We start from the raw sequence: 12,849 nt of genomic DNA on the forward strand, positions 1-12,849 counted from the left end.
TGGATGCCATGAGTCGGGAAGGCGCGAGAACTGGCGCGGCAGTCTCTGCCGCCCGGGGTGAGGAAGCCATCAACATGCGCATGACAGCACGCGTCGAGCGCTGCCGAACAGTCCCAAGGTCATCGCGGCGATCGCCAGCGCGTAGATCAGCCCTTCATGCGTGGCGATCCAGCCCTGGATCGGCACGCCGAACCGTCCGGCCGCGGGCAGCAGCGACGCGACCGTGGCGATGGCCAGTGGCAACGCTGGCGTGCAGCAAAGCAGCGACGGGGCCATGGCCAGCGCGGCGCGACGCGAGCGCCAGGCACAGCGCACGCGTTAGCGTGTCCACGCCCCCGGGCGCGCGGAGCTTCACGGCCTGGGTCGGATGAAGCCTTCGATCTTGTCGAAGGTGGCGGACGGCGACGACGACGTCAGTCGCACTCGGCCGTTGGCCGCGATGACTTGATAGATGTCGACGAACTTGCGCGGGTTGTAGCGCTCGAACAGCGCTTCGGTGTCCTCACCGAATACGAAGTGCGGGTCCTTCAGCAGCGGGGCGGCGACCGAGCTGGCGAACTCGCGCATGCCGGGGCCCGCGTATCCGCCGATGTCATAGTTCTGCAGCACCAGCACCGTCATGTCCGAGCGGTCGATCTGCGCCTGGTGATTCGCGAACGTGCGCAGCCCGGCGGCGCAACTCGGGCACCAGGTTGTGACCTACCAAACGATCACCGGGTGCCCCTTGTAGGCGTCGAGCTGCCGCACATTGCCGTCCACCGGCGTGAACGGCGCATTCGGTGCGAGCTCTCCATGCGTGGCCACGGGCGGGATGGATCGTGCCGTGCCCGGGGCGCCGGCCATCGCGGCAACCGTGCTGGCCGCCAGCAGCATCGATGCGGCCAGGCAGGCCTGGAAGGCCTTGCGCGGGATGGAGGGAGGGACCATCGGGGGAACGACTCCTTGTCGAGGCAACACGCTGCGAAGGCAGCGCTACGGGGGTACCCGATTCCCGTTGTCGACTACGGAGTCAAGTCCATGCAAAAGGCCTCGGGAACCATGAGCATCGGCGCGCTGGCGAGGGCAGCCGGTGTGCATGTGGAGACGATTCGCTTCTATCAGCTCAAGGGGCTGCTGCGCACGCCGGCGCGCCCCGCACAGGGCATCCGGCGCTATGCCGGCGCCGACGTGGCGGGGGTACGCTTCATCAAGGCGGCCCAGCGCCTGGGGTTCAGCCTCGACGAGGCCGGGCAATTGCTGCGCCTGGACGACGGCGCACATTGCGGCGAAGCTGCGGCCTTGGCCGAGGTGCGCCTGGCCGATGTACGGGAGCGCCTGCGCGACCTGCGGGGCGTCGAGAGCGTCCTGTCGACGCTGGCGCAAGCGTGCCATAGTGCCCGAGGCAAGGTGTCGTGCCCGCTGATCTCCACGCTGCAGCAGGTCGATCGCCCACGCGGCCGGTAAGGGACTTTGTTTGCGCGAACCGGCCGCATCGGGCAGCGCGGAGCGGGCAGGGCTCGTGGGGGTTCGCGAGAGGCCGCTTGGCGGCAGAAGGAGGCCATGGAAAATCAATGCCCTGCGGCGTCGCGAGTAGGCGACTTTATTTCCCGCGCACATAACGGGGAGCAGCGGGGTACTGCGGCGATCAGAGCGATAAGAAATGGATAACGATATGCACCACCGACACCGCTGGGAACAATGGCTGGAAAGTGTCCTGTTCAACTCACGCTGGCTGCTGGTGCCGTTCTATCTCGGACTGGTGCTGTCGCTGCTGATGCTGCTCGTCGCATTCGTCGGCGATCTGGTTCACGTCGTTCCGCATATCCTGACGGCGAGCCCGGAGGAAATCATCCTGGCCGTGCTCACGCTGATCGATCTTTCGCTGGCAAGCAATCTGGTGATGATCGTGATGTTTTCCGGCTATGAAAACTTCGTCTCGAAGATCGATACCGGCGACAGCGAAGATCGTCCGACGTGGATGGGCACGCTCGACTTCTCGGGCCTGAAGATGAAACTGATCGGCTCGATCGTGGCGATCTCGGCGATTTCCCTGCTGCGCGCTTTCATGAAAATCGCTGAACCGGGCATGGCGATCGACGAAACGCGCATCCGCTGGCTGGTGATCCTGCACGTGACATTCGTCGGCTCGGGTCTGTTGTTCGCGCTGATGGATTGGGTGGCAGGCAAGGCCGAGAAGCATTGACGACGGCCGATCGCGTACCGGGGGGGCGCGGCCTCAGTCGGGTTCGATGGTCAGCGCCTGAATCAGATTCCACAGGGCTTGCGCCGCCATTACCTGATTAACCTCATCCCGACGACTCTGGAGGCGCTCACGTTGAGGCTCGCGGTGTACTCGCATCCTGCGGCGTGACTCGCTCGCCGTGTCCTTCAAAACCCCGGGGTATCCCCGCGCCATGTCCTCAATGGCGCTCCGCGGGATGATCGCTACCCGTGAGCGGTTGGCTTGCAGCGCCATCAGCTCGCCCGAGCAGGGCAAGTGCCGGTGCAATCACTCCTTGCAGGAGGGCCTTTTCGGGACGAACGCGAGCCAGGACGCGAACGCCCATCAGAACGCCGAGCAGATGCCTGGCGAGAACGTCGGCGGGAAGCGACTGTGTGATGGTGCCGTCGGCTTGCCCCGCGGTGATGCACTCGTGAAAAAAACTTTCGACGCGAGCGAGCGCGCCAGCGATGATTTTCTGGAATTCAGGATCGTGTGGCGCCACTTCCAGAGCCGAGTTCACCAGCATGCATCCTTTGTGCTGGCGGTCATTTAACGAGCGGCGCAGGATATCGTCGAAAAACGCGGTGATTGCCTGAAGAGGTGCAAGCGCTTCGCACCGTCGTATGCGGTTGCCTACGCTTTCGCCCGCGTAGCGATCGAGCGCCGCCCGGAACAGGCCGCGCTTGTCGCCGTACGCGTTGTAAAGGCTGGCTGCGGTGAGACCCGTTTTCTCAGTGAGGTCTTTCACTGAAGTGCCTTCATAGCCGAACCTCCAGAAACACTGGACCGTCGCGTCAAGGACGGCATCTTCGTCGAATTCCCTTGGCCTTGCCATCGTCGTCACCTTGTTGTGTCGTGGCGCAGCGCGCTTGCCAACTCCGCCGCGATGATGCATTATAGAACGCATGTTATAAAATAAAAAGGTGCGATTTGAATTCGATCCCGAGCGGGCTGCTCCTGCAGGTCCTTCGGTTCTCGCCATCGCTGGCCGAGGGCATCGCGATCGTCGTCATCCTCGGCGTGCTGTTAGCTTCTTGGTCCACACCCGCGCGCCGTGGCTCAACCGTTTCATAAACCTGAGAGTGCCGCCATGATCCGTTTTTATTTTCATCCAACGCCAAACCCGGCCAAGATCGCTCTGTTTCTGGAAGAGACCGGTCTTCCCTATGAGACGATGCCCATCGATACCAGCAAGGGCGAGCAGCACACCCAGGCGTTCCGCGCGATCAACCCCAACGGCAAGGTGCCCGCCATCGTCGACACGGAAGGGCCGGGCGGCGGGGAGGCGCGAGTCTTCGACTCCACCGCGATCCTGCTCTATCTGGCGGAGAAGACCGGCAAGTTGCTCGGTGCACCACAAGACCGGCCCGAGCTGCTTTCGTGGCTCCTGTTTCTCGCCTCCGGTCTTGGCCCGTTTTCGGGGCAGGCCGTGCACTTCCAGTTTGCCGCGCCCGAAGGGCTCGACTATGCGGTGAACCGCTATCGACGTGAGGCCGAGCGTCACTACCAGGTCCTGAACGATCACCTGGAAGGACGCACGTATATCGTCGGCGAAACCTACACGATCGCGGATATCTCGGCCTGGGGATGGCTCGATCGCGCCTCGCGCGTGCTCAAGGGGGCCGACGATCCGCTGGGCTCGTTTCCGAACCTCAAGCGGCTGTTCGAGACGGTCGACGCCCGGCCGGCGGTCGCGCGCGCCAGAGCCGTCGGCAAGGATCACGAGTTCAAGAAGGTCAATGACGAAGAGACCCGGCGCGCGCTCTTCCCTTCCAACTATTCCCCGGCGGCCTGACGGGATGTTGAACTACTCGCTGCGTTTTTCAACACCCTGTTGAGTTGGCGCCAGATGACAATGGAGATGAACATGGCAGATTCCCACGACTATATTCCCCCGCAGGTCTGGACCTGGAACAAACCCAGCGGTGGCACGTTTGCGAACATCAACCGGCCGGTCGCCGGCCCGACGCACGAGAAGGTGTTGCCGGTCGGTCGTCACCCGCTGCAGCTCTATTCGCTGGGCACGCCCAACGGTGTGAAAGTGACGATCATGCTCGAAGAGTTGCTGGCGGCAGGTCACACCGGTGCCGAGTATGACGCGTGGCTGATCCGGATCGGCGAGGGCGATCAGTTCGGCAGCGGCTTCGTGGAAATCAATCCGAACTCCAAGATCCCGGCGCTGCTCGACCGCAGCGGGGCGAAGCCGATCCGTGTGTTCGAGTCGGGCTCGATCCTGCTGTATCTGGCCGAGAAGTTCGGCGCGTTTCTTCCGCAACAGCTCGCCGCCCGGACCGAGACGCTGAACTGGCTGTTCTGGCAGATGGGCAGCGCGCCCTACCTGGGCGGCGGCTTCGGCCACTTCTATGCCTATGCGCCGGTGAAGATAGAGTATGCGATCGACCGCTTCGCTATGGAGGTCAAGCGCCAGCTCGACGTGCTCGACCGCCGTCTGGCCGAAAGCCAGTACCTCGCCGGGGACGAATACACCATCGCCGATATCGCGGTGTTCCCCTGGTACGGCGGCCTCGTCAGAGGCTGGCAATACGGCGCGGCGGAATTCCTCTCGGTGCAGGACTACGCCAACGTTCAGCGCTGGGCCGAGACGATCTTCGCGCGGCCAGCGGTCAAGCGCGGCCGCATGGTCAACAGAACGAGCGGCGAGCCGTCCGAGCAGCTTCGCGAGCGTCACGACGCGCGCGATTTCGAGACGTCGACTCAGGACAAACTGGAGGGAAGGCAATCCTAAAAATCGCAGGCAGGCGTGTCCCGATCACCAGCGGCTCGAGCGGCATTGAGCCCGCCCTGGGGCGCGCACCGCGTGCGGAGGCCGAGAAGGTCGCAGGCACGCTGCCAGGTGGAAGATGAGGCTTGGTGACGGCTTGATCTTGAACATCTGTTTTCCCATAGCGGCCACGACTGCCCCAAGAACGTCAGGGACCGTTCGACCCGGGGCCGAATGCGGCAGCCGTCAGCCATTCTCGTTTCAATATCGGCCCGACATTCGAGGGGCCGCATCGCGCTTTCATCACCCGCTCCGACGGGATCTCACTTCGCCATAATTGCGACCGCGCTGGACAGATCGCGTAGAACGCCAACCTTGATCTATCTCAAAGGACGAGAAAAACAGCCTCGTAGCATGAACGGAACGCTGTGCACGCACTTGGATGCCGCACTGCGGCAGGCGCGTCGCACCTGTCTCATGACCATTTTGGGAGAGCGATCATGTACCGATTCATCCGCACCGCCACTGTCAAGAATGCGGCGGCGCTACCGTCGGCCTTGGCGTTTGCATCCGAAGTCACTACCCACCTCAATAAGCGCTACGGGCTCAACATGAGCTTTGGTGCAGAACAATTCGGCTGCGCCAATATTCACTGGCACTTCGATTCGGATAGCCTCGACAAGATGCAGCAGGTCAACGAAAAATTGATGGGAGACCGCGACTACGCTGCGCTACTCGACAAGTATCGGGACCTCTGGGCTGAAGGCGCCATGCACGATACGGTCGTTCGGCTGGTCTGAGTCTGAAAAAGTTTTGACGGCAGATGCCCGGCGCGTCAATCGCTTCAGTAGCGGCGGCTGGCAGGTCTGGGAAGCAAGGCGAAAGCGGGTTACTGAAGGAGCTTGCCATGCGAGTCTGGCTTATTCCAATGATCTTTGCGCTGGCGCTCAGCGGCTGCGCGTCCACCGAATCGGTCAAGGCGTCCAGGGAAGAGGGCGTGCATCGCGTCTACGCGGCACCCTACAAGGTGGTGTACGACGCCACGCTTGCTGCGGCGAAGGCAAAGAAGCTCGACCTGCTGGAAAGTGATCCGGCCGCTGGGCGCATCGTTGTCTCCCATGGCATTTCCTGGTGGAGCTGGGGCGAACGCATCGCCATATGGCTACGCCCGCTGAGCGAATCGAGCACGGACGTTGCTATCGTGAGCAAGCCGATCCTCGCGCCGCTTAACTATCCATCGGACTGGACATCACAACTGTTCGAGCAGATTGCGACCGAGTTGCAATCGTCGGCAGCCCAGTAAGTTTGCGTAGGCTGCGCCCAAGACGGGCGCGCTCGCACACGCCTATCCATCATGGCCGCGAGGCCGCCTGTTCATCGCTTGGCGGCGGCGGCATCTGACGGCCGCGCTGCTTCCATTGCCGGATTGCCGCATCCGCCGTGCTCAGGAAGGCGGCCGTGGCATTGGCATCGCCGCGGCTTTTCTGGAAGTTGTCTTTGATGGCTCGTTGTTGTTCGGCTGGCGCCACGCTCAGGTGGCGGGCCAGCGCGATCCGCGCGAAGCCGGCTGCCGAGGCGTCGGCTGGGCTCGCAGTTTCTGTGACCGCGCCGAGCGGGCCTGACGCGGGGGCGGGCAGCGTCATTGGCGTGTCGCGTGGCGTGCTGCCTATGAGTGAATCGAAGCTGTTTGCCGCGCCATCGCGTGCGGTCAACGGGCCTGCGAGGCCAAACAGCCGAGTCAGCGTCTTGGGGATCGAACTGTGGTCGTACTGCCGATGGTCGATCACATTTTTGCCGACCCACGGCGATGCGATGATGCAGGGCACGCGCAGGCCAAGGCGGTCGAAAGCGAAGTTGTGTGTGTTGTATCTCGACCCCGGTCCGGCGTCACCGGGCGGCGTCGCGGCCGGCGGCACCATGTGGTCGTAGAAACCGCCGTGCTCGTCGAACAGTACCACCAGCAGGCTGTCTTGCCAGACCCTGGAGGCGCGCAGGGTTTCGTACACCGTTTTGACGAGCTGCTCGCCTTTGCGCACGTCGCCCAGCGGATGCATGCTGTTGCCGCCCTGGAAATTGTGCGACACGTCGTAGTCCGGCTCGATGAATACGTATGCGGCGTCGAACGCCGCGTCGTTGATCACTGCGGCGAAGTCGTCCATGTCGTGGAAGTGCCCGTCCATCTCGGCCAGGGTCATGCCTTTGATGGCGAGCACCTGCGGGAATGAATCGCCCTCGATGATTTTCCAGTTCAAGCCCCTGGCGGACAGCTTGTCGAAAATCGTGCCGTTGGGCAGGTCGAATCCGGCCACGTAGTCTTCGATCGTCGCGCCGTCGCTCGGGCTGGCATCGAGCCCGCCGGAGGAGGCCGCGTGCACGAAAAAGCGGTTCGGCCAGGTCGGGCCCGGCAGCGACGAATACCACGCGTCGCACACCACGAATTCGCGCGCCAGCGCGTTGATCACCGGCAACTGGGCCGGCGTGTAGCTGTTCATCGCCCATTCCGGCCGATCCGAGCCGCACGCGGCATAGTTGGCGACAAACCCGCTGTTGGCCTTGCCCGGCGCCGCTGGCGGATACCCGCCGACGAGTTTGCCGTTGGCGTCGACGTTGGGCGGGCCCCACGCGCCGGCACCGCACAGGCAGGTCATCGTGTTCTCGAATTCGTGCCCCGGGTCCTTGTGCGTGTTGCTGAGCTGAAAGGGCGTGCCGTTGGCGTTGGCCGCGACCGGTTCGCTGGCTCGACGCGGATTGGGGTTGGTCGGCGGCGCGGCCGGGTCGATGCCGTTCGCCCGGGTGGGCGAGCCGGTCACGGCATCGATGCCGGTCAGCGCCGAGAATCCGAGAATGTGGTCGAACGACCGGTTCTCGAGCATCAGCACAAACACGTGCTTGATCGGGGAGGGGCTGTTCGCTGCGGGCGTCATGAACTCTCCTGTTTGCGCGTGGCGCGCCAGCCGTGCCGATTCGGCGCCGGCTGCGTCACCAGGATGGCGATCTCAATGCGGGAGGGTAGGCCTGGCGGTGCGCCGTGTAAAGCGGTCACACCCAGGCGGCCGCACCCAGGCGGCCGCACCCGATGGCCTCCGGCTCGACTGCGAGGGTTCGGCCCCAACCCACGCTCTTACCCCCAGAATCAGGCACAATTCGGGTATTGCCCTCGATCTGAACCGTGGCGGGGGTATGTTTCCCACCGATGACCTGATTTCGAGACAAGCAATGAGCGCCGAGCAATCCACCATTATCTACACTCTCACCGACGAAGCCCCGCTGCTGGCCACCAGCGCCTTTTTGCCGATCATTCGCACATTTACGGCGCCGGCGGGCATTCGGGTCGAGACCAGCGACATTTCCGTGGCTGGCCGCATTCTCGGCGAGTTTCCCGAATTCCTGACCGAAGAGCAGCGCGTGCCCGATAACCTGGCCGAGCTGGGGCGGCTCACGCAGTTGCCCGACACCAATATCATCAAGCTGCCCAATATCAGCGCTTCGGTGCACCAGCTGGTCGGCGCGATCAAGGAGCTGCAGTCCAAGGGCTACAACGTGCCGGATTTCCCTGAAGACCCGAAGACCGAGGTCGAGAAGGCGATTCGCCAGCGCTACTCGAAATGCCTGGGCAGCGCGGTGAACCCGGTGTTGCGCGAGGGCAATTCCGATCGCCGCGCGCCGGCCGCCGTAAAGAATTACGCACGCAAGCATCCGCACAGCATGGGCGAGTGGAGCATGGCCTCGCGCACGCACGTCGCGCACATGAAGCACGGCGACTTCTATCACGGCGAAAAGTCGATGACGCTCGACCGCGCGCGCGACGTCAAGATGGAACTGCTCACCGCCGACGGCAAGACGATCGTGCTCAAGCCGAAGGTCGCGCTGCAGGCGGGCGAGATCATCGACAGCATGTTCATGAGCAAGAAGGCGCTGTGCGAGTTCTATGAAGAGCAGATGGAAGACGCGCGCAAGACCGGCGTGATGCTCTCGCTGCACGTCAAGGCCACCATGATGAAGGTCTCGCACCCGATCGTGTTCGGTCACGCGGTCAAGATTTTCTACAAGGACGCCTTCGCCAAGCACGGCAAGCTGTTCGACGAGCTGGGCGTGAACGTGAATAACGGCCTGGTCAATCTGTACGACAAGATCGAGTCGCTGCCGAGCTCCAAGCGCGAGGAAATCATCCGCGACCTGCACGCCTGCCACGAACACCGCCCCGAGCTGGCGATGGTCGACTCGGCCAAGGGCATCTCCAACCTGTACGCGCCCAACGACGTGATCGTCGACGCCTCGATGCCGGCCATGATCCGCATCGGCGGCAAGATGTGGGGCGCCGACGGCCGCCCGAAGGACACCAAGGCGGTGATTCCGGAGAGCACCTTCGCCCGCATCTATCAGGAAGTGATCAACTTCTGCAAGACCAACGGCAACTTCGATCCGGTCACCATGGGCACCGTGCCCAACGTCGGGCTGATGGCGCAGCAGGCCGAGGAATACGGCTCGCACGACAAGACGTTCGAAGTGCCAGAAGCCGGCGAAGCCCGCATCGTCGACATCGCCACCGGTGAAGTGCTGCTGGTGCAAAACGTCGAGCAGGGCGACATCTGGCGCATGTGCCAGGTCAAGGACGCGCCGATTCGCGACTGGGTCAAGCTGGCCGTCACGCGCGCGCGCAATTCCGGCATGCCGGCGATTTTCTGGCTCGACCCGTACCGTCCGCACGAGGCCGAGCTGATCAAGAAGGTCGAGACCTACCTCAAGGGCCACGACACCACCGGCCTGGACATCCAGATCATGTCGCAGGTGCGGGCGATGCGCTACACGCTCGAGCGCGTGATTCGCGGCCTGGACACCATCTCGGTCACCGGCAACATCCTGCGCGACTACCTCACCGACCTGTTCCCGATCATGGAACTCGGCACCAGCGCCAAGATGCTCTCGATCGTTCCGCTGATGGCCGGCGGCGGCATGTACGAGACGGGCGCCGGCGGCTCGGCACCCAAGCACGTCAAGCAACTGGTGGAGGAAAACCACCTGCGCTGGGATTCGCTGGGTGAATTCCTCGCGCTGGCCGTGTCGCTGGAGGAAACCGGCATCAAGACGGGCAATGCCCGCGCCAAGCTGCTCGCGCGCACGCTCGACGCGGCCACCGGCAAGCTGCTGGAAAACAACAAGAATCCGTCGCCCAAGACCGGCCAGCTCGACAATCGCGGCAGCCAGTTCTATCTGGCAATGTACTGGGCGCAGGCGCTGGCCGAGCAAACCGAGGACGCCGAACTGGCGGCTCGTTTCGCGCCGCTGGCTCAGCAACTGACCGACAACGAGCAGGCCATCGTGGCCGAGCTCTCTGCCGTGCAGGGCAAGCCGGTCGACATCGGCGGCTACTACAAGCCCGACTTCGCCAAGCTCGACGCCGTGATGCGCCCGAGCCAGACGTTCAACCGGGCGCTGGCCTCGCTCGCCGCCGCGTAAGGGCGCTGCCCGCTGCCGCTCGCCGGCCCGGGCGGGCGGGGCGATGCGTGCGACCATGCCGGCCATATGCCCGCTGCACCGCGTGTGCTGTCGGGCATTTTTCTTTTTGCGCCGGCATGCGCTCGGCAACGGCGAGTGCGGCAAGCCTCGCCATGCAATGCGGTAATCGCGCCGAAGGGTTGTGGGTGTATGCTTGAAAAAAGCGCTGACAAGCCTGTTCGTGAACCGGGCGCGGCGCTGGGCCGGTCGCGCCGTCGCAGGCGCGGCATGGTTCGGCGCGGCCCGCGCGGGGCGAATCCGATTCGGATTGTTTCGCATTGATTCGCCTCGGTTCGCGACGCTTGCAACGCCCGGGTGATCCGGCGCCAACCCTCGCCGACCGAGCTGGCCGCAGCCACGTGGCGGCTCGGGGGTGTCGCACGAGGCCGGATTCGTTCATGCGTTTGACTCTTGAGGCGGTAGGCTACCTATGAGCGCGAGGCAAGCGGATGCCCAGCCCCCCGACGAGTCCACGGCGCAGGCCGCGCCGGCGGACGCGATTCCTCGCCATCTCGGCGACTTCACTGTAACCTCGCGCACGTTCTATATTTCGCTGTTCGCGTGCGTGATCGGTGCGGCCAGCGGGCTCATCGCCTGGGCTCTGCTGCGCCTGATCGGCCTGATCACCAACCTGGTTTTCTATCAGCGCTTTGAAGTCGGCCTGGTTGCGCCTGGCGCCACCCATCACCCGGCGGCGCTGATTTTGCTGGCGCCCGTGCTGGGCGGCGTTCTGGTGGGACTGATGGCGCGCTACGGGTCCGAGGCGATTCGCGGGCACGGCATGCCGGAGGCGATCGACGCCATTTTGCGCGGCGGCAGCAAGATCAAGCCGCGCGTTGCGCTGCTCAAGCCGATCTCGGCGGCGATCGCGATCGGCACAGGCGGCCCGTTCGGCGCCGAAGGGCCGATCATCATGACCGGCGGCGCCTTTGGCTCGCTGCTTGCGCAATTTTTCAGTTTCGCCGCCGATGAGCGCAAGACGTTGCTGGTGGCCGGCGCGGCTGCCGGCATGGCGGCCACCTTCAACGCCCCGCTGGCATCGCTGTTGCTGGCTGTCGAGCTGCTGCTTTTCGAGTGGCGCCCGCGCAGCTATTTGCCGGTGGCCGCGGCCGTGGTGATGGCCGCCATCGTGCGCGTTCCGCTGCTTGGCGGCCAGCCGATTTTTCCGGTGCCGGTGCAGGCGCCCATGCTCACGCCGCTGGAATACCTGCTGTGCGTGCTGTGCGGTGCGACCGGCGGCTTCCTGGCGCTGGTCGCCACGCAACTGGTATATTTGTCCGAAGACATATTCCGCAAGTTGCCGATCCATTGGATGTGGTGGCCCGCGATCGGGGGCCTGATCGTCGGTGTGGGCGGCCTGATCGAGCCGCGCGCGCTGGGCGTCGGCTACGACGTGATCGACCTGCTGCTCACCGGCGGCGCTACGCTCTCGTTGATCGTCGGCATCCTGATCGTCAAGACGCTGATCTGGTCGCTGTCGCTCGGCTCGGGAACCTCGGGCGGGGTGCTCGCGCCGACCTTCATGATCGGCGCGGCGCTCGGCGGCCTGCTGTCGCTCGTGTTCCCCGCCGTGGCGCCCGGCTTCTGGCCGCTGGTATGCCTGGCGGCCGTGGTCGGCGGCGTCATGCGCTCGCCGCTGACGGGCGTGATCTTCGCGCTGGAGCTGACCCACGACTGGCCGGCGCTGCTGCCCCTGGCGATCTCGTCGAGCTGTGCCTTTGGCCTGTCGGCGCTGCTGCTCAAGCGTTCGGTGCTGACCGAGAAGGTGGTGCGCAAGGGCCTTCACCTGACGCGCGAATACTCGATCGACCCGCTCGAAGTGCTGATGGTGCGCGAGGTCATGCAGCGCGACTTCATCAGTTTCCGGTGCGGCACGCCGCTGCGTGAAGCGGCTGTCGGATTCGCCTCGACCCAGCGCCATCTGCGCGACGTGCAGAACCGCCAGCGGGTCTACCCGGTGCTCGACGAGGCCAATCTGCTGGCCGGCATCGTCACGCGCCGCGATATGCTGGGCGCCGCGCTGGCCGACGACATTCCGCCCGAGACGCTCATCGATTCGGTCATGGTGCAGACGCCAATGGTCTGCTACCCCGACATGACGCTGCGTGAGGCGGCCTATCTCTACGCCGAAAAGCATGTGACGCGCGTGCCGGTCGTCACGCGCGAGAACCCCCGCAAGGTCATCGGCATGCTGACGCTGGTCGACTTGCTCGAAGCGCGTTTGCGCGACCTGCAGGAGGAACGCCTGCAGGAGCGCGTGCTCAGCGTGCGGCGCATCTTCCGTCTGTCCGGCGGGCGCCTGCGCATCAAGGATTAGGCTTTTTCATGCAAAAGCGGGACGCTGCCCGTCGCTCGGGGTTCCGGCAAATAGATCACATTGTGATATATTCTCGTTCCATCGAGCCCGGGTCGATCATGGACGTCGATG

At 64.2% G+C, this 12,849-nt stretch carries 13 protein-coding genes; 8 read left to right on the forward strand and 5 right to left on the reverse strand.

Translation table 11 applies throughout. The features are described 5' to 3' along the window. Window positions 1-69: 69 nt before the first annotated feature. The 3 genes from EPN80_RS11030 to EPN80_RS11040 form a co-directional block, all read right to left on the reverse strand. Window positions 70-276 (reverse strand): hypothetical protein, encoded by a 207-nt coding sequence (locus EPN80_RS11030; RefSeq protein WP_293026717.1) that lies wholly within the window; start codon window positions 274-276, stop codon window positions 70-72. 75 nt (window positions 277-351) lie between these two features. Next, window positions 352-621, reverse strand: a complete 270-nt coding sequence (locus EPN80_RS11035) for a hypothetical protein (protein WP_293026719.1) — start codon at window positions 619-621, stop codon at window positions 352-354. A 78-nt stretch (window positions 622-699) separates the two neighbouring features. After that, window positions 700-927: a hypothetical protein gene (locus EPN80_RS11040; protein WP_293026722.1), complete on the reverse strand. Its 228-nt coding sequence runs from the start codon at window positions 925-927 to the stop codon at window positions 700-702. Between the two features lie 90 nt (window positions 928-1,017). Here EPN80_RS11040 and EPN80_RS11045 point away from each other — a divergent pair, with 90 nt between their 5' ends. Further along, window positions 1,018-1,443: a MerR family transcriptional regulator gene (locus tag EPN80_RS11045; protein ID WP_293026725.1), complete on the forward strand. Its 426-nt coding sequence runs from the start codon at window positions 1,018-1,020 to the stop codon at window positions 1,441-1,443. Window positions 1,444-1,651: 208 nt separating this feature from the next. After that, window positions 1,652-2,182: a TIGR00645 family protein gene (locus tag EPN80_RS11050; protein WP_047215390.1), complete on the forward strand. Its 531-nt coding sequence runs from the start codon at window positions 1,652-1,654 to the stop codon at window positions 2,180-2,182. A gap of 217 nt (window positions 2,183-2,399) precedes the next feature. On the opposite strand, the gene EPN80_RS11055 is transcribed toward EPN80_RS11050, so the two are convergent. Beyond that, window positions 2,400-3,038, reverse strand: coding sequence for a TetR/AcrR family transcriptional regulator (locus EPN80_RS11055; protein ID WP_293026811.1), 639 nt, complete (start codon window positions 3,036-3,038; stop codon window positions 2,400-2,402). 255 nt (window positions 3,039-3,293) lie between these two features. On the opposite strand from EPN80_RS11055, the gene EPN80_RS11060 reads away from it, so the two are divergent. From EPN80_RS11060 to EPN80_RS11075, 4 genes are all read left to right on the forward strand, one after another. Beyond that, the gene (locus tag EPN80_RS11060; protein ID WP_293026730.1) at window positions 3,294-3,998 is read left to right on the forward strand and encodes a glutathione binding-like protein; all 705 of its coding nucleotides are present in this window, start codon (window positions 3,294-3,296) and stop codon (window positions 3,996-3,998) included. 72 nt (window positions 3,999-4,070) lie between these two features. Beyond that, window positions 4,071-4,949, forward strand: a complete 879-nt coding sequence (gene yghU, locus EPN80_RS11065; protein ID WP_293026733.1) for a glutathione-dependent disulfide-bond oxidoreductase — start codon at window positions 4,071-4,073, stop codon at window positions 4,947-4,949. Window positions 4,950-5,425: 476 nt separating this feature from the next. After that, on the forward strand, window positions 5,426-5,725 hold the full coding sequence (locus tag EPN80_RS11070; RefSeq protein WP_293026735.1) for a hypothetical protein: 300 nt from the start codon (window positions 5,426-5,428) through the stop codon (window positions 5,723-5,725). A 107-nt stretch (window positions 5,726-5,832) separates the two neighbouring features. Continuing rightward, window positions 5,833-6,228 (forward strand): hypothetical protein, encoded by a 396-nt coding sequence (locus EPN80_RS11075; protein WP_293026738.1) that lies wholly within the window; start codon window positions 5,833-5,835, stop codon window positions 6,226-6,228. A 49-nt stretch (window positions 6,229-6,277) separates the two neighbouring features. Here EPN80_RS11075 and EPN80_RS11080 read toward each other — a convergent pair whose 3' ends face one another. Beyond that, window positions 6,278-7,849, reverse strand: coding sequence for an alkaline phosphatase family protein (locus EPN80_RS11080; protein ID WP_293026741.1), 1,572 nt, complete (start codon window positions 7,847-7,849; stop codon window positions 6,278-6,280). A gap of 292 nt (window positions 7,850-8,141) precedes the next feature. On the opposite strand from EPN80_RS11080, the gene EPN80_RS11085 reads away from it, so the two are divergent. Both EPN80_RS11085 and EPN80_RS11090 read left to right on the forward strand, forming a co-directional pair. Then, on the forward strand, window positions 8,142-10,382 hold the full coding sequence (locus tag EPN80_RS11085; RefSeq protein WP_293026744.1) for an NADP-dependent isocitrate dehydrogenase: 2,241 nt from the start codon (window positions 8,142-8,144) through the stop codon (window positions 10,380-10,382). 469 nt (window positions 10,383-10,851) lie between these two features. Continuing rightward, window positions 10,852-12,738, forward strand: coding sequence for a chloride channel protein (locus EPN80_RS11090; RefSeq protein ID WP_293026747.1), 1,887 nt, complete (start codon window positions 10,852-10,854; stop codon window positions 12,736-12,738). The last annotated feature ends 111 nt before the right edge of the window (window positions 12,739-12,849 follow it).

Source organism: Pandoraea sp., from assembly GCF_004297875.1.
In the GTDB taxonomy this organism is placed as follows: Bacteria; Pseudomonadota; Gammaproteobacteria; order Burkholderiales; family Burkholderiaceae; genus Pandoraea.